19 protein-coding genes are annotated in these 21,898 nt (G+C 70.1%); 4 read left to right on the forward strand and 15 right to left on the reverse strand.

Annotated features, from left to right (window positions below; translation table 11 throughout):
- Positions 1-34: 34 nt before the first annotated feature.
- The 3 genes from FHX50_RS03990 to hrcA all read right to left on the reverse strand — a co-directional run bounded on the left by FHX50_RS03990 (position 35) and on the right by hrcA (position 3,024).
- Positions 35-799, reverse strand: coding sequence for a 16S rRNA (uracil(1498)-N(3))-methyltransferase (locus FHX50_RS03990; protein ID WP_183374664.1), 765 nt, complete (start codon positions 797-799; stop codon positions 35-37).
- A complete protein-coding gene (gene dnaJ / locus FHX50_RS03995) occupies positions 796-1,944 on the reverse strand; it encodes a molecular chaperone DnaJ (protein WP_183374666.1) in 1,149 nt (382 codons plus the stop codon). The genes FHX50_RS03990 and dnaJ overlap by 4 nt, the downstream gene beginning before the upstream one ends.
- A 63-nt stretch (positions 1,945-2,007) precedes the next feature.
- Positions 2,008-3,024: a heat-inducible transcriptional repressor HrcA gene (gene hrcA / locus FHX50_RS04000; RefSeq protein ID WP_183374668.1), complete on the reverse strand. Its 1,017-nt coding sequence runs from the start codon at positions 3,022-3,024 to the stop codon at positions 2,008-2,010.
- Positions 3,025-3,203: 179 nt separating this feature from the next.
- On the opposite strand from hrcA, the gene FHX50_RS04005 reads away from it, so the two are divergent.
- Positions 3,204-4,094 carry a DUF3097 domain-containing protein gene (locus FHX50_RS04005; RefSeq protein ID WP_183374670.1) on the forward strand — a complete coding sequence of 297 codons (891 nt, stop codon included), beginning with the start codon at positions 3,204-3,206 and terminating at the stop codon, positions 4,092-4,094.
- An 18-nt stretch (positions 4,095-4,112) separates the two neighbouring features.
- Positions 4,113-4,607, forward strand: coding sequence for a hypothetical protein (locus tag FHX50_RS04010; RefSeq protein ID WP_183374672.1), 495 nt, complete (start codon positions 4,113-4,115; stop codon positions 4,605-4,607).
- Positions 4,608-4,658: 51 nt separating this feature from the next.
- Here the strand turns inward: FHX50_RS04010 and hemW are convergent, their stop codons facing one another.
- From hemW to lepA, 4 genes are read right to left on the reverse strand one after another with little or no spacing between them, the layout of a single operon-like run.
- On the reverse strand, positions 4,659-5,849 hold the full coding sequence (gene hemW / locus FHX50_RS04015) for a radical SAM family heme chaperone HemW (protein WP_183374674.1): 1,191 nt from the start codon (positions 5,847-5,849) through the stop codon (positions 4,659-4,661).
- 1 nt (position 5,850) lies between these two features.
- Positions 5,851-6,561, reverse strand: a complete 711-nt coding sequence (locus tag FHX50_RS04020; protein ID WP_183374676.1) for an MOSC domain-containing protein — start codon at positions 6,559-6,561, stop codon at positions 5,851-5,853.
- Positions 6,558-8,273, reverse strand: a complete 1,716-nt coding sequence (locus FHX50_RS04025) for a hypothetical protein (protein WP_183374678.1) — start codon at positions 8,271-8,273, stop codon at positions 6,558-6,560. The genes FHX50_RS04020 and FHX50_RS04025 overlap by 4 nt, the downstream gene beginning before the upstream one ends.
- A 52-nt stretch (positions 8,274-8,325) precedes the next feature.
- Entirely contained in the window at positions 8,326-10,194 is a 1,869-nt protein-coding gene (gene lepA / locus FHX50_RS04030; protein WP_183375345.1) for a translation elongation factor 4, read from the reverse strand.
- Positions 10,195-10,369: 175 nt separating this feature from the next.
- Here lepA and FHX50_RS04035 point away from each other — a divergent pair, with 175 nt between their 5' ends.
- A complete protein-coding gene (locus tag FHX50_RS04035; protein WP_183374680.1) occupies positions 10,370-10,972 on the forward strand; it encodes a type II toxin-antitoxin system PemK/MazF family toxin in 603 nt (200 codons plus the stop codon).
- 251 nt (positions 10,973-11,223) lie between these two features.
- On the forward strand, positions 11,224-11,490 hold the full coding sequence (rpsT, locus tag FHX50_RS04040; RefSeq protein WP_183374682.1) for a 30S ribosomal protein S20: 267 nt from the start codon (positions 11,224-11,226) through the stop codon (positions 11,488-11,490).
- 58 nt (positions 11,491-11,548) lie between these two features.
- Here rpsT and FHX50_RS04045 read toward each other — a convergent pair whose 3' ends face one another.
- The 8 genes from FHX50_RS04045 to FHX50_RS04080 all read right to left on the reverse strand — a co-directional run bounded on the left by FHX50_RS04045 (position 11,549) and on the right by FHX50_RS04080 (position 21,732).
- On the reverse strand, positions 11,549-11,725 hold the full coding sequence (locus FHX50_RS04045) for a hypothetical protein (RefSeq protein WP_183374684.1): 177 nt from the start codon (positions 11,723-11,725) through the stop codon (positions 11,549-11,551).
- Positions 11,726-11,745: 20 nt separating this feature from the next.
- Complete coding sequence (holA, locus tag FHX50_RS04050) at positions 11,746-12,732, reverse strand: DNA polymerase III subunit delta (RefSeq protein WP_183374686.1); 987 nt, start codon at positions 12,730-12,732, stop codon at positions 11,746-11,748.
- On the reverse strand, positions 12,644-15,241 hold the full coding sequence (locus FHX50_RS04055; RefSeq protein ID WP_183374688.1) for a ComEC/Rec2 family competence protein: 2,598 nt from the start codon (positions 15,239-15,241) through the stop codon (positions 12,644-12,646). Before FHX50_RS04055 ends, holA begins: the two co-directional genes overlap by 89 nt.
- A gap of 91 nt (positions 15,242-15,332) precedes the next feature.
- Positions 15,333-16,223 (reverse strand): helix-hairpin-helix domain-containing protein, encoded by an 891-nt coding sequence (locus FHX50_RS04060; protein WP_183374690.1) that lies wholly within the window; start codon positions 16,221-16,223, stop codon positions 15,333-15,335.
- Between the two features lie 107 nt (positions 16,224-16,330).
- Entirely contained in the window at positions 16,331-16,984 is a 654-nt protein-coding gene (locus tag FHX50_RS04065) for a vitamin K epoxide reductase family protein (protein ID WP_285261647.1), read from the reverse strand.
- Between the two features lie 34 nt (positions 16,985-17,018).
- Positions 17,019-17,999 (reverse strand): NAD-dependent epimerase/dehydratase family protein, encoded by a 981-nt coding sequence (locus tag FHX50_RS04070; RefSeq protein WP_183374694.1) that lies wholly within the window; start codon positions 17,997-17,999, stop codon positions 17,019-17,021.
- Entirely contained in the window at positions 17,996-20,701 is a 2,706-nt protein-coding gene (locus FHX50_RS04075; protein WP_343064035.1) for an alpha/beta fold hydrolase, read from the reverse strand. The genes FHX50_RS04070 and FHX50_RS04075 overlap by 4 nt, the downstream gene beginning before the upstream one ends.
- Positions 20,698-21,732, reverse strand: coding sequence for a 3-oxoacyl-ACP synthase III (locus FHX50_RS04080; RefSeq protein ID WP_183374696.1), 1,035 nt, complete (start codon positions 21,730-21,732; stop codon positions 20,698-20,700). The genes FHX50_RS04075 and FHX50_RS04080 overlap by 4 nt, the downstream gene beginning before the upstream one ends.
- Between the last annotated feature and the right edge of the window lie 166 nt (positions 21,733-21,898).

The following is a 21,898-nucleotide window of genomic DNA, read 5'->3' on the forward strand; positions in this document are numbered from 1 at the left end:
GACGGAGCACCCCACCTGGGACCGCGGCGGGCCCTCACCAGCGGCCGAGAGCGGCGGACAGCACCGCGATCGCGGCCGGCCCGGCGGTGGATGCGCGCAGCACGCTGGTGCCGAGCACGCAGCTGAGGGCACCGGCGGCCTGCAGCTGGTCGAGCTCCTCGCTGCTGATGCCGCCTTCGGGGCCCACCACGATGAGGATGTCGCGGGCATCGGCGAGGGCGTCGGTGATGGTGGTGAGGGGACGCTGTTCGGCTTCGTGCAGAACGATCGCGCGGCACCCGTCGGCCTCCCCCTCCCGGATCCGCTCCGCGAGTTCGGCGGTGGTGACCACGCCCTCCACACGCGGGAGGATGGGGCGGCGGGACTGTTTGACGGCGGCGCGCACCGTCGCCTCCCATTTGGCGACGCCCTTGACCTTCTTCGCGCCCTGCCAGCGGACGATGGAGCGGCCCGCCTGCCATGCGAGGACGGCGTCGGCGCCCAGTTCGACGCTGCTCTCCACCGCGCTCTCGTCTCGGCCGCCCTTGGCGAGCGCCTGCACCAGGGTGATCCGGGGGCGCGGCGCCGGGGCATCGGCGGGTTCAGCGGTGAGCTCCGCGGTGAAGCGGGTCTTCGTGGTGGCGGTGACGCGCGCCGCCGCCTGCCGGCCGACGGGGTCGGTCAGCAGCACGTCCTCCCCCGCGCGCAGACGCACCACGGCGGCGCCGTGGCGGCCCTCATCGCCGTCCACCGTGATCGAGTCGCCGGCACGGTGCCCCTCCAGGGCGCCGTCCGGCAGCAGGAAGCTGAGCGCGGTCACAGGTCGCGGAGACGGTCGCGGAGCTTGGAGAACCGGGACTTGCGCCCGGCAGTTCGGGGCTCGTTCGCGGCATTGCGGGGCGCCTCGGCCACGTCCGGTTCGTCGCGGGCGTCGGCGAACTGCCGCAGCAGGTCCTGCTGCTCGCGGGACAGCTTCGTGGGGATCTCCACGTCGACATCCAGGTGGATGTCGCCGCGCTTGTCGGAGCGGAACTGGGTGATGCCGAAGCCGTCGAGGGTGATGATCTCACCGGGCTGCGTGCCCGGGCGGATCTGCACCTCCTTGTCGCCGTCGAACGTGGGCAGGGTGATGGTGGTGCCGAGGGCAGCCGCCACCATGGACACGGTGATGCGGGCGATGAGGTTCGTGCCGTCGCGGTGGAAGGTGTCGTGATCCTCGATGGCGATCTCCACGAACAGGTCGCCGGAGGGGCCGGCGGCCTCGCCGACTTCGCCTTCGCCGCGCAGCTGGATGCGGGTGCCGTTCTCCAGGCCCGACGGGATCGTCACCGTGATGGTGCGCTTCTGCTGGACCCGGCCGTGGCCGGAGCACTCCGTGCAGGGGTTCTCGATGACGTCGCCGTGGCCGTGGCACACGGAGCACGGAGCCATCTGCACCATCTGGCCGAGCAGCGACTGGGTGACGCGCTGCACGTGGCCGGTGCCGGAGCAGGTGGAGCAGCGGCTGGGACTGGTCCCGGGTTCGCAGCAGGAGCCGCTGCAGCGGGTGCAGGCCACCGCGGTGCGGAAGTCGACCTCGGCTTCGGAGCCGAACACGATGTCGTCGAGGGAGACCGCCACGCGGCGCAGGATGTCGTTGCCGCGGCGCTGACGCGGGATCGGGCCCTGGGCGCGGCCCTGGCCGCCGGTGAACATGTCGAAGATGTCGGAGAAGTCGAACGAGGCTCCACCGCCGCCGAAACCACCGAAGCCGCCGGTTCCGCCGCCCATGTCGTACATGCGGCGCTTCTCCGGGTTGGACAGCGTCTCGTACGCCTGGGAGACCTTCTTCATCTGATCCGCGGCGTCCTCACTGGGATTCACATCCGGGTGGAGCTTGCGCGCCGCCTTGCGGTAGGCGCGCTTGATGTCGTCCGCGGATGCGTCGCGGGAGACGCCGAGCAGTTCGTAGAAGTCCTCGTTCACTGATTCCTGTCCTGTCGATTCTGTGCAGTGTGATGGTCGGGGGCGTCCGGTGCCGGGGCCGGATCAGCGCAGGAAGCGCGAAATGTAGGCGGCGACGGCGGAGACGGACGAAATGCCGGTGACGTAGTCCATGCGGCTGGGGCCGAGGATTGCGATGCGGCTGGGGGCGTCGTTCTGCCCGAGGCCGCTGTAGGCGGTGCCCACGAGCGCCGCCCGGGACAGCGCCTCATTGGAGAGCTCCTCACCGATGAGCACATCCACGTGGCCGGGGCTGGCGCGCATCGCGGACAGCAGCCGCAGCAGCACCAGGTTCTCCTCCAGCACATCCAGCATCGGCTCCACGTCCGCGGCCTGCTGGGCGGCCCGAGCGAGGTTCGCGGTGCCGGCCATGACGACCCTCTCCTCGCGGCGTTCGTCCAGCAGCTCCGTCAGGGAGGCGATGACCTCCCGGGCGGAGTCCTGCTCGCTCGGGTGGAGGGAGGCGATGAGGTCGTCGAAGGAGGAGGGGATGTCCAGGACGGAGCGGCCGATGCAGACGCGGTTGATGCGTTCGCGCAGCGCCATGTACTCCTCGGCGCTCGCCGGGTGCTCCAGGGTGATGGTCTGCTGGTCCACGCGGCCGGCGTCGGTGATGAGCACGACGGTCAGCAGGGTGTCGGCCACCTTCACCAGTTCCACGTGCCGCACATGCGCCTGCCGGATCGCGGGGTACTGCACCACAGCGACCTGCTGGGTGAGCTGGGCGAGGAGGCGGACCGTGCGGGTGAGGAGGTCGTCGAGGTCGTGGGCGCCGTCGAAGAACGCGCGGATGGCGCGCTTCTCCGGGGCGGACAGCGGCTTCACCTGCGCCACGTGGTCCACGAACACGCGGTAGCCCTTGTCGGTGGGGATGCGGCCCGCAGACGTGTGCGGCTGCGTGATGAGGCCCTCATCCTCCAGCACGGACATGTCGTTGCGGACGGTGGCGGCGGAGACGCCGAGCTCGTGCCGTTCGAGGAGGGACTTGGAACCGACGGGTTCGCGGGTGGCGACGAAGTCCTCGACGATGGCGCCGAGGATGTGCAGTTTGCGGTCGTCCACTGCGTCCCTCCTGGTCTGGTCCTGCCTGCAATCCGTTTAGCACTGTGCGTGCGCGAGTGCCAGCCTATCGGGCAGGGCCGCGCCTCCCCAAGGCCCCCTGCTCCCCTGTGAGCGAACAGGCCCGGGCGCGGGGCGCGCCGCACTGAGGGGTCGGCCCGGTGCTTTGCTACGGTCACCGCATGACCTTCGACCGCTACGGATCCGACATCCTCGCCGGCACCGCACAGCCGCACCGGCCGCGTCGCCCCGCCTCCGCCCCTGTGCCCGCCGAGCGCGGCCTCGTGGTCGAGGACGCCTCCACCGGCTGGGTGGGTGCGATCACGCGCGTGGAGAAGACCGCCGGCGCTCATGTGGTCGAGCTGGAGGACCGGCACGGCCGGCTGCGCTCCTTCACCCTCGGCCCCGGGTTCCTCATCGACGGTCGGCCCGTCACGCTGACGCCGCCCCAGCGCCGCGCCCAGACCCCGTCGGCCCCCGGCGGCTCCGGGCAGCGTCTGCGCAGCGCCTCCGGCTCCGTGTACGTGAAGGGCGCGAAGGCGCGGGTGGCGCGCGGGTCCCGCATCTGGGTGGAGGGCCGGCATGACGCCGAGCTGGTGCAGAAGGTGTGGGGGCATGACCTGCGGATCGAGGGTGTGGTCGTGGAGATGCTGGACGGCGCTGACAACCTCGCCGAGCGGGTGCGGGCGTTCGGCCCGGGTCCCGGGCAGAAGCTCGGGATCCTGGTGGACCACCTCGTCGCCGGGTCGAAGGAGACGCGGATCGCCGAGGAGGTGATGCGCCTGCCCGGTGCGCGGGAGCACGTGCTGATCCTCGGCCACCCGTACGTGGACGTCTGGCAGGCGGTGAAGCCGGAGCGGGTGGGCCTGCGCGAATGGCCGCATGTTCCCAAGGGCACGGACATCAAGCAGGGGTCGCTGGCGGCTCTCGGCTGGCCGCATGCCACGAAGGAGGACGTGGGGCTCGGCTGGCAGCGGATCCTGCAGCAGGTGCGGTCCTACGCGGATGTGGAGCCGACTCTGAGCGGCCGGATCGAAGAACTGATCGATTGGGTGACCGCAGAAGGCGACTGACCGCTTAGCATGGTCAGTATGCACAGATCTCACACGGGGCTGATCACTGCCCTGGGCATCCTCACCACCGTCGTCTTCGCCGCCCTCGGCGCCTGGGACATCCTCGCGCTCAACCCGACCCGGATCGTCCCGGGCATGCCCCTGGATCAGATCTACTCCCGGATCAATGCGGAGCCCGCGGCGGGCAGCATGACCATCAACGTCACGTTCGTGGGGGCGTTCGTGGCGATCTCTGTGCTCGCCACGATCATCTGGTCGCTGACGGCCGCGAAGCGCAACCACCCGCCGATGCTGCGGGTCATCGGGTTCCTCGCGGTCATCGCCGCGAGCGGCGCCCTGTTCCTCATCGCATCCCTGCCGATGATCGGGGACCTGTCCATCGCGTTCCTCGCGACCGCGGCCGGGCTGTCCACTCTCGGCATCACGCTGCTGGTCATCGCCGGGGCGTGCCTGCTCGCAGCCGGCATCACCTTCGCGGTCCTCGGCCGCGGGTTCATCTCCATCTGGCACTGAACCGGACGGTCTCCGCCCCACATCGCCGCCGCGCTGCGGGGGCCGACGGGGTCAGGAGACGATGTCGCGGACGACTCCGTCGGCCAGCAGGCGGCCCTCATCGGTGACGCGCAGAACGCCCGCCTCCCGCGCGGCCGCATCGAGCGTGCCGAGCCGGATGTGCTTGTCGATCTGTTCACGGGCGTGGTCCGTGCCGAGCAGGTCGAGGGAGTCCATGGCGAGGCCGTCAGCGAGGCGCAGCTCCAGCATCAGCCGCTCCACCTCCCGGTCCTCCCGGCCGACGGTCTCCGACCCCTGCACCGGCAGTGAGGCGTCGGCGAGCATCGCCGCGTAGCGGGAGGGATGCTTGACGTTCCAGGAGCGCAGGCCGTTGCGGTGGCGGTGGGCGCCGGGGCCGATCCCCCACCAGTCGGCGCCGCGCCAATAGGCGATGTTGTGCTCGCAGCGGGTGTCGTGGGAGCGGGAGAAGTTCGACACTTCGTACCAGGAGAACCCGTCGGCCTCCAGGCGATCCGCAATCAGTTCGTAGGCGTCCGCCATGAAGTCCGGGTCCGGGGTCTCGAGCTCCCCGCGGCGCAGCTGCCGCGCCATCTTCGTGTTCCCCTCCACGATCAGCGAATACGCGCTGACATGGTCGGGGCTCATCGCGGTGATCGCGTCAACCGTGGCGGCGACGTCCTCGATCCGCTCCCCCGGCGTCCCGTAGATCATGTCGAGGGACACCTGCAGACCCGCGTCGCGCGCCCACTGGACCGCCTGCGGCACTCGTTCCGGGTCGTGTGTGCGGTCCAGGGTGCGCAGAACGCTCGGCACCGCGGACTGCATCCCGAACGACATACGCGTGACGCCGGCGTCGGCGAGACGGGCGATGGAGGCGCGGCTCACCGAGTCCGGGTTCGCCTCCGTGGTCACCTCCGCCCCGTCCGCGAGTGGGATCAGGGAGGTGAGGTGCTCCAGCATGCGCGCCTGGTCATCCGCCGGCAGGAGGGTGGGGGTGCCGCCGCCGAAGAACACGGTGGAGATCGCCTCGTAGTCGTAGCCGGCGGCGCGGTCGTCCGCGAGGACGAGGTCCATTTCGCGGCAGGCGTTGTCGGGGTACTCCCGCTGGGAGCCGCCCCCGCCGAGTTCAGTGGCGGTGTAGGTGTTGAAGTCGCAGTAGCCGCAGCGCACGGCGCAGAACGGAATGTGAATGTAGACGGACAGGCCGGCGGCCGCCGATGGCGGCGTGGGGCGGGTGCTCACGTCAGATCCCCCGGCCGTCGGAGCTGAGCCGGGCGGGATGGAAGTGCTCGAGGCCAGCCTTGGCGAGCGTCCGCTGCGCGGACTTCACAAGCGAGCTGTACAGGACAGTGGCGCTCTCCTCGGACCAGTCGAGCAGGGCCGAGGCCTGGTCTGCGGTGAGGCCGCGGAAGGCGTCGCGGAGCGTGACGCCGTGGTCCGGCCTGCTGATCACCTCGATGTCCTGCCGCGCCAGTATCTCGCCCTCCTCGATGACGCGGAAGTAGGCGCCCGGCATGCCGTGGTCGGTGAAGCGGCGGCCGAAGCGCGGATCGCCCGTCCGCTCGGCGAGCGTGGCGCACGGGGTGCGCACGCAGCTGGCCTCGAGCACGGTCGTGCCGATGCGCCAGCGCTCCCCGATCACGGCGCCGTCGGTGTCGATGCCGGTGGTGACGAGGTTCTCGCCGAAGAAGCCGTCGGGGAACTCTCTGCCGAGGCTCTCCGCGAGCGCTTCGCGCTGCTCTCGCGCGTAGGCGTAGACGGCTTTGAACGTGCCGCCGTGGTGCTGGCGGTCGCCCTGAACGTCGCCCCAGATCCCCTGGGAGAGGACCTCAACGGGGCCTTCAACGGGCTCCTTGGCGATGCCGCTGATCAGACGGCCGCGTGTGGTGACGGCGAAGAGCTCGCGCGGCAGGCACACGGCAGCGAGGGTTCCGGCAATTGGGGTCGCGGTCATCGCTCTCCCGGGGTGGTGTCGGGCAGGGACAGGGTGCGCGGGGCTGAGCTCGAGGTGCTGCCGCCGAGGTCGAGGGCTGCGAACGGGTCATCGTGCGGGACGTCCCCGTCGGCGATCCAGGCGGGGATGGTGGACCGGGCCACGGTCTCGGTGAGGTCCTTCAGCTCCGTCACGTGGGGGGCGTCGTGCGCGTCGTAGACGAGCGCCGTGGTCTCCCCCGTGCTGAGGCGGTGGATGATGTGTCCCGCGCCGGGGCCGCGCTCCTTCGGGTCCTGCGATGCTGTGCCAGTGTGCTGCAGGGAGCGCTCGATGATCGCCTGGAAGGCGTCGGCACCGCCGGTCACGAGCTCCTCCGGGATGCTGGGCTCGCCGCGGCGGGTGGTCCAGCGCAGAACCGTCCCGTTCGTTGAGACGCCGAGGAGGTGCAGGAACAGCCAGTCCTCGCTCGAACGCAGCGGCTTCTTCCGCACCTGCCAGTGCACATGGAGCATGAGGGCGTGCGGTGCCTTCTGGGCGGCGGGTGCGAGGGCGCGGCGCAGCTGCTCCTGCTCCTCGACGGGCAACGGCAGCGGATTCGCCGAGCCCGGTCCGATCATGGAGACGCAGTCATAGAAGTCCGGCAGCGGGTCGACGGCTGCGAGGGCGGGAAGGACCTGCTTGAGGTATTCGAGATTCGGAATGCCACGGCCGTGCCGCAGGCCCCAGCCGGCTTCACCACTGTACAGCCTGATGGTGAGCTCATCGGCCCCGGGCTCCAGGCCGAAGAACACGCCGTAGACCCGTGTGCCGTGGTGATCGGCGAGCCCCTCCTCGAGGTGGGACTCCTTGAGGGAATCTGTCATGGCGCGGAGCACGTTCCGGTGCACGCCCTTGCGCAGAATCTGATCCATCTCCGGGGACAGCTGGACGCGTCGACCGTCCGCCGCATAGACCGTCACGTCCTTCGTCGTGCTGGTGCTGCCGCGGTTGAGCTCCACGAAGCAGACCGCGCCCGCACCGGCGAGCGGCACGGTGCAGCGCGCCATCGCCTCGGACAGCGCGCTGATCACCCGTGCGCGGATCTCGGGCGGCAGCAGGTCCGGCACCGGTCGCCCGGCCGACGGGGCGGGCCTCGGGATCGCCCGGAGGTTGCGGCGGTGCTCGGTCTCCTGCTGCTGAACGCGCTCGAACATCAGATGGTGGCGGAACCCGTAGGCGTCGTCCACCCAGTTCGCCTGCGTGCGCACGAGCCGGCCGTCATCCAGCAGCGTGAGGGCATCGCAGCTCTCACTGCCGGAGGCGCCTTCACGGATCGGCGTGCGCGCCCCGTCGGCCTCGGCGAGGGGGATGAGGAACTGTCGCGACGTCCCGTCGGCACCGCGGGTGGTGAGCAGCCGGGATTCGTACGGCTCGGGCACCTTCGCGGGCCCCGTGCCCTCCTCGTCGATCCACGGGACCTCGGAGGCGTCGGAGACCTCCCGGGCGCGGATCTCACCGTTCTCCTCGGTGATGAGCATCGCAAGGCCCTGAGCGCGGCGGAAGCGCTTCACGGGAATCTCCTCGAGCGGAGGGATCAGCCACGTCGACCGGCGGGAGCGGAACGTCTCGCTGTCCTCGATCTCGAAGCGGTTGCACTCCTTGTCCTCCACAAGACCGCGCAGCTCCCAGATCCCGATCAGCTCATCGGGGGCCGGTGGGCCGGCGGCTTCGGGGAACGTGGGCTGCTCGGGCATCGGATCTCCTAGTGGTGAGTGGCCGACGTTCTGTCGTGTCCGCCCCGCGGGGTCACTTGCGCTTGCCATCGCTGTTCGTGCTGCTGCCATCATTGGAGAGCGCCGCGATGAACGCCTCCTGCGGAACCTCGACGTTGCCGATGTTCTTCATGCGCTTCTTGCCCTCCTTCTGCTTCTCCAGCAGTTTGCGCTTACGGGAGATGTCGCCGCCGTAGCACTTGGACAGGACGTCCTTGCGGATCGCGCGGATGTTCTCACGCGCGATGATGCGGGACCCGATCGCAGCCTGGATCGGCACCTCGAACTGCTGGCGAGGGATCAGCTCCTTCAGCTTCCCAGCCATCTCCACGCCGTAGTGATACGCCTTGTCTCGGTGCACGATCGCACTGAACGCATCGACCGGGTCGCCCTGCAGCAGCATGTCGACTTTGACGAGGTCGGAGGCCTGGTCACCGCGGACATCGTAGTCGAGGGAGGCGTACCCCTTGGTGCGGGACTTCAACTGGTCGAAGAAGTCGAACACAATCTCCGCCAGCGGCAGCGAATAGCGCAGCTCCACGCGGTCCTCGGAAAGGTAGTCCATGCCCTGCATCTGGCCCCGCTTCGACTGGCACAGCTCCATCGTGGCGCCCACGAACTCCGACGGCACCAGAATGGTGGAGACCGCGACCGGCTCACGGATCTCGTTGACCTTGCCTTCGGGGAAGTCCGACGGGTTCAGCACGCGCACCTCGGTGCCGTCCTCCATGCGGACGTCGTAGATCACCGACGGGGCGGTCGAGATCAGGTCGAGGTTGAACTCCCGCTCGAGGCGCTCACGGACGATCTCCAGATGCAGCAGGCCGAGGAAGCCCACGCGGAAGCCGAAGCCGAGCGCGGTCGAGGTCTCCGGTTCGTAGTTCAGGGCGGCATCGTTGAGCTTGAGCTTCTCCAGGGCGTCGCGCAGGTTCGGGTAGTCGGAGCCGTCGATCGGGAACAGGCCGGAGAACACCATCGGCTTCGGCTCCTCGTAGCCGGCCAGCGGTTCTTCTGCGCCGTGGTGCAGCGTGGTGACGGTGTCACCGACCTTGGACTGGCGGACGTCCTTCACCCCCGTGATCAGGTAGCCCACTTCACCCACACCGAGGCCCTCCGACGGGTTCGGCTCCGGTGAGATGGTGCCGATCTCCTGCAGTTCATGACTGGCAAGGGTGGACATCATCTGGATGCGCTCACGCGGGGTGAGACGACCGTCCTTGATGCGGACGTAGGTGACGACGCCGCGGTACGTGTCGTACACGGAGTCGAAGATCATTGCGCGGCAGGGAGCGTCCGGGTCGCCCTCCGGGGCGGGGATGGTGCGGACCACGTGGTCCAGCAGCTCCTCCACGCCGAGACCGGTCTTGCCGGAGACACGCAGCACCTCGCTCGGGTCGACGCCGACCAGCTGGCCGATCTCCGCCGCGTACTTGTCGGGATCGGCGGCGGGCAGGTCGATCTTGTTGAGCACGGGGATGATCGTCAGGTCGTTCTCCATCGCCAGGTACAGGTTGGCGAGGGTCTGCGCTTCGATGCCCTGAGCGGCGTCCACCAGCAGGATGGCGCCCTCGCAGGCGGCGAGGGAGCGGGAGACCTCGTAGGTGAAGTCCACGTGGCCGGGGGTGTCGATCATGTTGAGGGCGTACGCCTCACCGTCCACCGACCAGGGCATGCGCACGGCCTGGCTCTTCACGGTGATGCCGCGTTCGCGCTCGATGTCCATGCGGTCCAGGTACTGGGCGCGCATGAGGCGGTCCTCAACCACACCGGTGAGGCCGAGCATGCGGTCGGCGAGGGTGGACTTGCCGTGGTCGATGTGCGCGATGATGCAGAAGTTGCGGATCCGGTCCACCTGCGTGTGGGCCGGTCTGATCTTCGCCTGTTCCTGCGGGGACACGTCCATCGCCACGAACTGATTCCTCTCGTCGAATACCTGGTGCACCGGGCGCTCACGGCCCGCGTCGGATGCGCGGGGGCGCCCTGGGGGTGCAGTCGCGCACCATCGTCTCACGAGTGCACCGGCCCCAGCATCATCTGAGCGCTCCGTCTCACCAGGCGCCGCTGCTAGCGTTCCAGTCATGTCACTGTTCTCATCGCTGCTGCGCGCAGCCCGCAATCCGATGGTGCAGCGCACCGCGTTCTCCCTGGGACGCCGCGGCATCCGCGAACTCCAGCGCCGCCGAGGCTCGGCCGCACCTGCCCCGGCCCATTCGGGGGCTCCCGCGGCGGAGCGGACCGGCCGCGCCCAGGCCGAGCAGCAGACGCTCGGCACGCCACTGCCTGACCGCGACGGCTCCCGCCCGCTGCGCCTGACCTATGCACCCCGGGCCGATGGCTCCCCCGACCCGGGTGAGGTGGTGTGGGGGTGGGTCCCGTTCGAGGAGGACCCAACGCAGGGCAAGGACCGCCCCGTCCTGGTGCTGGAGGTCGACGGCGATGTCCTCACCTGCCTGATGCTCACTTCGCGGGACCGCGGCGCCGGCGACCATGTGGACGAGCACGGCAACCGATGGGTGGACATCGGCTCCGGCCAGTGGGATGCGAAGGGTCGGCCGTCCGAGGTGCGGGTGGACCGATTGATCCAGCTGCGCACCAGCACGGTGCGCCGAGAGGGCGGCCGTGTGGGCGAGGCCGTGTTCACCCGGGTGAGCAAAGCCATACGTGATCAGTACGGTTGGTGAGGGGAGGGCGGTTCCCTGCGCGACGGCTCGCTGGTAAGGTCGGTCGAGTATGTGTGAACATACCGATCCGCTGTCGGTGGCGGGCCGCCCATCCGTGTCCGGGAGGCCTTTTCGCTGAACGGGGATCGTGTTATCCGCTTCCGCAGTGCGGCGCGGACGTCTCCAGGCGAATCCCCACCGCCCGTCCCCGTCCGAACCGCACCCTCCGCTGAAGCGGCGCTTCACCTTATAGACAACAGAGAAGGCTCCACGTGGCAAACATCAAGTCCCAGATCAAGCGCAACCGCACCAACGAGAAGGCTCGCGCGCGCAACCGCGCCGTCAAGAGCGAGCTGAAGACCTACACGCGCAAGGTGCGCGCTGCGGTCGCCAATGGTGACGCCGACGCAGCTGCTGCCGCACTGCGCGACGCTTCGCGCAAGCTGGACAAGGCAGCGTCCAAGGGCGTCATCCACAAGAACCAGAGCGCGAACCGCAAGTCCGGTCTCGCTGCGCTGGTCGCATCGCTCAAGAAGTGATCATCGCCTGACACAGGCTCGGAAAGCGGCCGCATCCCGAGGGGGTGCGGCCGCTTCGTCATGCCCTCAGCGGCGCGGCGATGCTCGCTGCACTGTGCGCGGCGGCGTTCGGGTCGGAGAACGTGGTGCGCAGCAGGTCCGGGCCCTTGAGGACCACGCCGATCAGAACCAGCAGGATGAACAGGGCCGCCCACACGATCACGAAGATCTGCCAAGCGGTGAATCGGTGCTTCATGAGTCTCCTTCAGTGAGAGGTCAGCGGATGCGGCGGGCGCGGCAGATGCTGATGACCATGCGCTGCACGGTCCAGTGGGGGTCGCGTTCGTTGCCCTTCACACCGTGGTCGGCGGAGGCGACGGCCTGGATCGCGGCGGCGAGTCCGCGGTCGGTCCATTGGCGGGCCTCCCGGGCCTGATTGCGGAACAGCCAATCGGGCATGCCGACGGACTGCGCGGTGGCACCCGGCGCCGCCGCCCTGGCCACATCCCGCAGTTTGCGGGCGAAGCTCGCGACGAGCGGCACGGGATCCACACCGGCGAGCTCCGCGTGGCGCAGCAGGGCGAGGGCTTCGCGCTCCTTGCCGCCGATCGCGGCATCGGCCACGGCGAACGCGGTGGTCTCCACCCGCCCGGCGGTGAGCGCCTCGACGTCGCGCAGGGTGATCGGGCCTGCCTCCTCCTTCGGTTCCGGCTGTGTATCGGACAGCAGCTGCTGACAGGTGGCGGCGAGCTCTGCGAGGTCGGAGCCGAAGGCGTCAACGAGGGCGTGGACGGCGTCGGTGGCGATGCGCCGGCGGGCACGGGAGAACTCGGAGAGTGTGAACGCGTGCTTGTCGTTCAGCTTCTTGATCGGGTCGGCCTTCACCCAGGGAGCACCGGACTTCCTGATGGTGTCCAGGAGCTTCTTGCCGCGCTGCTCCCCGCCGTGGCGCAGCACGAGGGTGACGCCGTCCTCGGGCTGCTGCACGTAGTCGATGAGCGCGTCGAGCAGCTGGTCGTTGGCGCGGCCGAGGTTGTCGATGAGGACGAGGCGGGCGTCGCCGAATAGGGACGGTGCGGTGACCTGCCGCAGTTCACCGGGCGTGGTGTCGCCGGCCTGCAGGTCGTGGATTTCGACCTCGGGGTCCTTCTCCCGGACGAGTGTGCGGAGGCGGTCAGCGGCCCGCTGCAGCAGCAGCGGTTCTCTGCCTGTCAGCAGCACCACCGGGGCGGGTGCGACGCTGTGCCATTCCACCTGGGCCATGGAACCTCCCTGTTGACCGGACCGAGTCTAGATCAGAGCGCTGGGGGTGCACACGCCACGCGCCGCCGCCGTCGCTGCTGATGAGTGTGAGGCCGTGCAGGTCACTGCGCACGATGGTCGCGCCGCGATCGCTGATCAGCCTCAGCGCATCCGGGTGGGGGTGGCCGAACGTGTTGTCCTCCCCCACTCCGATCACCGCCAGCGACGGTGCGAGCTGACGGTACAGGGCGTCGTCCTGGCGGCGGGACCCGTGATGCGCCACCTTCACGACGTCGGCATGCCCTGCGCCGAGCTCCGCCAGGGCGGCCTGGGCCGCCGGTTCGAGATCGCCGAGGGCGACGAGCCGGGCTCCGTCGGCCCACGTGAGGGCGACGGTGACGGAACAGTCGTTGGCCTCCGCCTGCTCGCCGGAGGAGCTCTCGCGGGCGGCGACGCTGGTGATGGTGTCGGCATCCGTCGGCCAGAGGACGTCCAGGCGGCCCTGCCCGAGCGTCAGGGCGTCGCCCCGCACCGCGGTGCGGACGTTCGTGGTGGCGGGCAGATGCGGGGGTGTGGAGGTGTCCAGGGGACACACCCAGGCCGCCGACGGAGCCCGCTCCCCCGTCAGCGCAGGCAGGCCGCCGGTGTGATCGGCGTGGGGGTGGGTGAGGACCACCAGGTCGATGCGGTCCACACCGAGCGCATCGAGGCAGCCGGTGAGCGCCTGCGGGTCGGGCCCGGTGTCGATCAGCACCACGGGTGCCGACGGATCCGGCGCCATTCGAGTCAGCAGGGCGTCGCCCTGACCGACGTCGCACAGCGCCATCGTCCACGCCGGTGGCGCGAACCGAATGCTCGCAGATTGCACGATGCCGGGCCCGGCGGCGATGAGGACGAGGCAGGCGGCGAGCGCCCACGCGGCGGGCCGGTGCCGCTGCCACGTCAGGGCGAGCACCCCGGTGAGCACCACCGCGGCGAGGAGGGCGCCGCGCGCCCCGTCGGGTACGGGGATCTGCGCGCCGGGCAGGATTCGGCTCCACTCGGCGATCTGAATGACGGCTTCGGCTCCCCAGCCGGCGACCTGCAGCATCGGAGCCGCGACGCCGGGGCTCACCAGAGCGACCGTGAGAGCGAGGAACGCGACGACGGTGGTGGGGGCGACGACGATCTCCGCGGCCATGTTCGCGGGAACCGCCCAGAGGGACACTTCGGGGCGCAGGAGGATCAGCACCGGTGTGCACGCCGCCTGCGCAACGAGCGGCACAGCGACGGCCAGCGCGATGATCTCCGGCACCCGGTCAGCGGTCAGTTCACGGATCACGGCGGCGGTGGGCCGCGCGAGGGTGAGGATCGCGCCGGTGGCTGCGGCGGACAGGATGAAGCCGACAGACGCCGCGAGGGGCGGCCACAGCGCGCTGTAGGTGATGACGGTCAGACAGAGGGCGTTGAGGGCGCTGGTGCGGATGCCGATGAACCGCGCGACCAGCAGCGGCAGCACCATCGCGAACGCCCTCAGCAGACTCGGTTCGGGACCGACGATCAGCAGGTATCCCACCGCGGACGCGATGGACATCAGCACTCGGATCCGGCGCCGCACTCCGAGCAGCAGCAGCGGGATCGCCGCGCAGGCGCACGCGAGGGCGATGTTCGCGCCCGATGCCGCCACCAGATGGGTGAGCCCGGAGATCTTCATCGCCTCATCCAGCTCCTCGCTCATGCCGGTGGTGTCGCCGATGGCCATGCCGCGCACCAGGGCGGCGCGATCGGCGGGCAGGACGGACGTGGCGGCCTGCAGATGCTGGTGGAGCCGTCCGCGCAGCTGAGCCGGTCTCCACGGGCCCGTCAGGTCGAGGCCGTGGGCGGGGCGGATCTCGGCGGCGTCGATGAACACGGTGGTGCCGCGCCGGTCGATGCGGCCGCGCACCTGCACCTGGTCCCCTGGCAGCAGCCGTGCGTCCCCGCGGGTCGAGGAGTCGAGCGCGACGATCACGCGAGTGTGGTCCGGCAGCTCGACCCGGTCGCGGCCGAGGCGTGCTGACCGCTCAACGGGGTCCGCATGCGCGGTGACGCGGTCTCCGGCAGTGCTGAGCTCGGTTTCCCCGCTGTTGTCGGTGCGCCTCTGCGCCCGGATGAGAGCCGGTGGGGTGCGGATGCGCAGGTCGATCGTCATCATCAGGTCGGGGGCCGACGGGTCCGTGCGGGCCGCGACAGCACGGTCCAGCGGCACGAGCTGTTGCTCCTGCGCGTCGGTGCGCAGCAGCTGCACCGGCCCCGTGATGCACAGGACCACCGCAGTCACGACAGCGGTCGCTGTGAGGTGGGTCCGTGCCGGGGATGGCGGGTCGACGCGGTCGTCCTCGAGGCGACGGTGCCGCCGAGTGATGATCGCGGTCCCCAGCGCCACCAGCAGGCCCCCGGCGAGGACGGCGCGGCCGCTCTCCAGACCGGACAGCACACCGGTGATCGCTGCCGCCCACAGGATGACGGCGGCTGGGACGAGCCGGCTGCGGACCCGGCGATCCGGCGGCATCGGCGCGGCCGGATCGCCGCCCAGCGAGCCTCGGGCGGGGCGTTCACCAGAGGCGGCGTCGCCGGCTCTGAGGGTGCGTCGCCCAGGTCGGTCAGACTGTCGCGGAGTCACGCAGCTTCTCCAGCGTGGCCGGGCCGATTCCGCTCACCTCGGTGAGGGAGTCGACGCTGGGGAACGGGCCGTTCGCGTCCCGGAACTCGATGATGCGCTGGGCGATGGACGGGCCCACTCCGGGCAGTTCCTGCAGCTCCTGAGCGGTGGCGGTGTTGATGTTGATGCGCCCGTCGGCTCCCCCACCGGGCCCGCCGGTGCTGGTTCCGCGCGCTTCGGCGGGCCCGCCCCCGCTGCCCGGGCTGCTGGAGCCGGTGGTGCCGGTGCTGCCGGGTGAGCCGATGGTGCCGGCGCTGTACCCGGGCGGCGGTTCCTCCCCGTGGGCGAGGACATGGATGTGCTCACCGTCCTGGAGAGGGCGGGCGAGGTTGAGGGAGGTGGTGTCGGCGTCGCCGGTGAGGCCGCCGGCGGCGCGCACAGCATCGTGCACGCGCGCGCCCGCCGGAACCCGGACCACGCCCTGGTTCGGCACCTGCCCGGTGACGTAGACGTACATGACCCCGGCGGCCGGTTCCGGTCCCTCTGCCGGGGCCGCAGGATCGCCGGGGCCGGGAGTCGAAGCGGGGGCGGGCTGCGGGCGCTCCGCTCCCCCACCGGTCCCGCCACCATCGCTGGCGGCAGTTCCCGGATAGGTGCGGGCGGCGGCAGCGGGCGGCACCACCGTGCCGGAATCGCTCCCGGCCGTCACCAGCCGGGCCGCCAGCACCACGACGGCGATGACGGTTGCGAACACGAGCACGCGGGTGAGGGTGACGGCGCTCCGGACGCGTTCGGTGAGGGTGGGGCGTGCCCACTTCTCCAGATCGTCCCAGCTGCTGGCCTGTGTGTGCGGGGCCGCTCGGCGGCCCTTCCGCGTATCCCTCTGACTCATGCGCCCACGCTAGGAAGCATCGTCCCCAGCCTCCGCCCGAAGACGGGGACTGGGGACAAGCGGTGATGTGGACCGAGCCGCCGTGTACGGACCGGGTCAGCTGCGGCTCACAGACCGAACATCAGCACCCACTGGTTCCAGAACATCACGACGATCAGAACGATCACGAGCAGGTACCAAGCGAGGGTGAGCACCACCCAGGAGCGCAGCACCCGTCGGACGGCCCCCTGGGCACCGATATGCCCGGTCTCCACCAGGCGCGCCACCACCGAGAAGAACATGGGGGCGCTGGCCACCCACGCTACGAGGCACCAGGGGCAGAGGGCGTGGATGAAGAAGATCGCGGAGATCGCCAGCCAATGGATGAACGCGAACGAGAACGCCACTCCGCCGAACACCGCCCATTCGAACCAGCGCGGCAGGAGGACCCGGGACATCATCAGCGCGCCGACGGCCGCCATGATCGCGAACCCGCCGATGCCGATCAGCGGGTTCGGGATGCCGAACGTGGACGCCTGCCACGTGTTCAGCATGGTGCCGCAGGAGATGAACGGGTTGACGTCGCACCCGAGCTTCGCGTGCGGGTCCTTCAGCAGGGTGAACTTATCGAGGGTGAGTGCAACCGACGCCCACCAGCCGAGGAAACCGCCGATCAGCAGGACGAGCCCGACCGTGCGCTGAGGGGCGCGCGGGGCGGCATCCATATCGGCGCGGATCTCCGCATCCAGGTCCTGATAGTCCTCAACGGCGTGAGCGTTCACGATGTCCTTCTGTCTCGTGCCCGACGGATCCACGTCAGCGGGAGCGGGTGGAGTAGTAGCGGCGCAGGATCTCGAAGCCCTCATCGATGCTGACCTTCGGCGTCCACTGCAGGCGCTCACGGGTGCGGCGCTGATCGAACCAGTGCGCGGTGGACAGCTGTTCGGCGAAGAACTCCGTCATCGGCGGTTCGTCATATCCCGGTCGGATCTCCCAGAGCCGCTCGATGATGCGCCCGGCGATGCGCGCCACTGACGACGGGATCCGCAGCGTGGGACGCTCAGCACCGACAGCGGCGGCGAAGCCGCCGATGATGTCGCGCACCGTGCGCGGTTCGCCGTTGGTGACGACGAACGACTCGCCGTGCACCTCGTCGATTCGGTTCAGCGCCGCCACGATCGCGTCCGCGGCGTTGGTGACGTAGATGGTGTCGATCAGGGCGTTGCCCTCGTCCAGCAGCGGCATCCGCCCCTGCTTGGCGCGGCCGCCGATGCGCTCGACCAGCTGCGTGTCGCCCGGTCCCCACACCACGTGCGGGCGGATCGAGGTGACGAGCATGCCGTCCTCTCCGTCCGCAGCCATGGCGACGAGCTCCGCCGCTGCCTTCGTCCGCGCGTACGGGCTGGAGGCGCGCTCCGGTTCCGGGGCGGTGGTGCCGAGGCCCACGATCGACTGGCCGAAGTGCGCGACCGACGGAGAGGAGATGTTGACGAGCTTGCCGCCGCCCTGTGCCTTCATCGCCTCAACGATGTGGCGGGTGCCCTCGATGTTGATCTTCCGGTACTCCTCTTCGGGACCGGAGATCGACACCTTCGCAGCGAGGTGCACAACGGCGTCCTGCCCGGCGACGGCGCGGCGGACATCGGCCTCCTCCGTGAGGGAGCCGGTGATGTCGGCGACGCCGTCGATGCCGGCGGGGCGGCGCTGGAATGCGGACACCTCATGGCCGGCGTCGCGCAGAGCCCGCGCAACATACCCGCCGAGCATGCCGGATGCGCCGGTGACGAGGACCTTCACAGCTTCGCCTTCTTTCCGGACAGTGCCACCTCGGCCCACGCGGCCAGGCGCGTGCGGTCGATCTTGGAGTTGTGGCGGATATCGGTGGGCAGCGTGGTGGTGGTGAACACGGCGGTCACTTCGGCGCCGGTGCGCTCGCGCACGGTCCGACGGATGCTGTCCTCCAGTTCGTGCGGCGCCGGCTTCGGCTGTGCGGGCCTGCCCGGACGGTGGTCCTCCTCCATCTCCACCACCGCGATGATCTGCTGGGTGCCGGCGGGGCCGACGCCGCAGACGCCGGCGCGGCGCACGCCCTCGACCGATTCCACGGCCTGCTCGATCACGACCGGGGTGCGGACGCCCTCGGCCGTGGGGATCACGTGCGCGAGGCGGCCCTCCACCCAGAGCCGGCCCTGGTCGTCGAGGTGGCCGATGTCGCCGGTGGCGTGGTAGCCCTCGATGCGCATCGCCTCCCGGGTGGTGCGCCACAGCATGAGGTAGCGGTCGCGGACATGGGCTGCGCGGACCAGGATCTCACCGGTCACCCCTGCGGTGGTGACGGCGTGGTCGGCGGCGCGGCCGAGCTCATCGACCGGCGCGATGGCGATCTCCACGCGCGGAACGGGTCGGCCCACGCAGACGCCGTTGCCACTGCCGGCCTCCTCGATGCCGTCGAGGTCGATCGCGGCGACCGCGAGGCATTCGGTCATGCCGTACGGGGAGAACGACTGCGCGTTCGGCATCAGCGTGCGCAGCTGCCGCAGCAGCGGCGCCGGGATCGGCGCGCCGGCGGAGAAGAAGCTGGGCACACGCGCCAGCGCTTCCCGCTGTTCAGTGGTCAGCTCGCCGGCGGTGTCGATGATGTTCTTCAGTGCTGCGGGGGCGGTGAACACGGCCGGGGAGCCGAGCGCATCCACCGCATCTGCGAGAGCCGCAGCGGTCAGCTCACCGGGGCGGGTGACATCCATATCCGGCACCACACTGGGGGCGCCGAGCGAGGGACCCAGCAGCGCGAACGGTGCGAACCCGGCGACCAGGCCGCGCTCGGGACGCAGCTGCAGGGTCTCGCCGACGGCGCTGAACATGGCGCTGGCCTGACGGTGCGTGTAGGCGGCGCCCTTCGCGGGGCCGGTCGAGCCGGAGGTGAACAGGATCAGGGCGTCCTCGTCCGGGTCCAGGTCTTCGGCGCGGGTATCAGCGGCGAGGGCGCGCATCTGCGAACCCTCGTTCATCAGCTCCGCCATCGAGGTGGTGACGCCGAGGACGGCGCGGTCCACGGTCGGCAGGGTCTGCACACTGATCTTCTGCCCCGGCCAGCCGAGCACCTTCGCGCCGATGAGGGCACGGTCGATGCCGATGATGAAGTCCGGGTGGGAGCCCACGACCGCGCGGGTCAGGCCCTTCACGCCGAGACCCGCATCGGCCACAACGGCGACGGCCCCGATGCGCAGGCAGGAGTAGAGCACGGCGGTGAGGTCCGCACCCGGCTCCACCAGCACGGACACGCGCGAGCCCCGACGGATGCCGTGGGCGAGCATGCCGGCGCTGAGGTCGGCGATGCGCTCCTCGAGGCGGCGCCAGGTGATGGTGCGGCGGCCCCCGTCGGGCCCGCCGTTCATCTCCACCACGGCGGACAGGTCAGCGGTGGCGGGGTCCTCGGCGAGCTCGGTGATGCGGGAGCCGAGCGGCACGTGCGGCGGCTGGTCCGCGAACGTGGAGACGGCCTTCGGGCCGCGCTCCAGCGAGGGGACAGCGGTGTCGCCCGGCTTCTGGTCGCCGTAGACGTCCTGCAGCCACTCGGCGATGGTGCCGGCGACATCGGCGTCGTCCCACACGAGGTGGGAGGCGTTCTCGAAGCGGTGCACCTGGGCGTGCGGAACGCGTTCAAAGAGGTCGCGCAGGAACCGGTCGGAGAAGACGACGTCGCGCGGGCCCCACAGGAACAGAGACGGCACCTTCATGTCCTTCAGGCCCTCGGCGAGGCGCTCGAGCGTGGCGCGGGAGGGGTGCATGGCGTCGGCCGGGATGTCCGCCACGAACTGTTCGATGCCGGCGCGGCGCTTGGAGCCGCGGTACGGGGCGAGGTACGCCGCCTTCACCTCAGAAGGCAGCGGCGGCTTGGAGAGGTTGATGGTGCCGCGGAGGAACGCGTCGGTCCCCGAGGTCATGGTGCGGATGATCGAGGGCGCGGAGGCGATCTGCAGCGCCTTCGGCAGGGACTCGCCGAGCCCCTGGTAGATCGCCGTGTTGGTGAGGATCATGCCGACGACGTCGTGCTTGTTGTCCAGCGCCCAGCCGATGGAGATGATGCCGCCCCAGTCATGGCCGACGGTCACGATCGGACCGCGCAGGCCGAGACTGTCGGTGAACAGGGAGAGGTCGGTGATGCGGTCCTGGAGGCCGCGGATGCGCTTCGTGCGCTCCGAGTAGCCCATCTCCAGCTGGTCGACTGCGATGACGCGCCAGTCGATGTCGTCGCGGAACAGGGTGCGGAACAGGAAGGAGTAGGTGGGGTTGCCGTGCACCGCGAGGATGGTGCCGCGCGGTGTCACACCGCGCTCGGCGAGAAGATCGATGTTGTCCAGGTAGTGCCACTGGCGGTCGTCTCCGAAGGAGTCCTTCACGGTGGCGAACCTGTGCAGGCGAGGGTCCACTCCAGGCTGCTCGGGGATCTCCGGCGCTGCTGTACGGCCGGCGTCGGTGCTCTGGTGTCCGATCGTCACCACTCAACCTCCATCATTGCGGTGTTCAGACCGGAGCCCACACCCATCATCAGAATCTTGTCGCCGCGGGAGAACTTGTCCTGGTGCTTCGCCACGGTCATGGGGACCGCTTCGGCGGCGATGTTCCCGAGGTCCGGGAAGATCAGCGGCACGCGGTCGAAGTCGAAGCCCGCCGCCTTCGAGAAGGCGCGGGAGTACACCATCGACACCTGGTGGATGACCACCCAGTCGCAGGCGTTGTAGTCACGGCCGGACTCCTTGGCGGCGCGCCAGGTGTCCAGCACGAGCGCCAGTCCGTTCTCGAGCAGGCCGGTGGAGTCGGTCTGCATGTGGTCCATGCTGCCGATGCACAGTTCGTGGTGCTCGGTGCCCGCCCGGGACTGGGTGTGCAGCAGACGGTGCCCCTCCGGGTGCCGGTCGGCTGGGCCGATGACAGCGGCGGCGGCGCCGGACCCGAGCGTGAGGGAGGCGAACTGGTTGTTGTAGTCGTCGCGGGTGGCGGTGCGCTGGTTGAGGCGGCCGATGGTGCGGCGCTGCACCTCTTCGACGTCCTCCGCGCCGACCACGAGCACGTAGTCGAGCTGGCCGGCGTCGATCAGGCCGGCGGCCATCGTCATGGCGTTCACGAAGCCGAGGCAGGCGTTGGTGATGTCGAAGTTCATCGTGGACGGCTGCATGCCGAGCGCGGCGTGGATGTGCGTGGACATCGCCGGCTCCAGATGCTTGCGGGACACCGAGGCGTTGATCAGCAGACCCACCTGGTCGCGAGAGATGCCCGCCTCGGCGATGGCCCGCTCAGCGGCCTGGACCACGCCGTGCTTCCACCCGTTCTCCGGGTCCTTCCACCAGCGGCGCTCGTACACGCCGGCCACGCGCTGCAGCATGCCCTTGGGGATGCGCAGGCGCTTGCGGGCGGGGGCGAGCATCTCATCGAGCTCGTCCGAGGTCACGGGGACCTGCGCCTCCACCGCGGTCATGGAGAGGATCGCGGCGTTGCGATGCTCGAACGAGGCGTTGCTGCTGAGAACCATGTCACTTCCGTCTGTCTTCGTCTGCTCGTTGTTCGAGGCGCGCACTCGTGCACGGGTGCGCGGCGCGCTGCTCTGCGGGAGGTTCGCGCTGCTCGGCCGACCGGACGGGGCCGGGCCCGAGCGCGCGGAATCCATCAGGTGATTCTCTCACCTGCCTCTGAAAAAG

Source organism: Helcobacillus massiliensis (assembly GCF_014191425.1).
In the GTDB taxonomy this organism is placed as follows: domain Bacteria; phylum Actinomycetota; class Actinomycetes; order Actinomycetales; family Dermabacteraceae; genus Helcobacillus; species Helcobacillus massiliensis.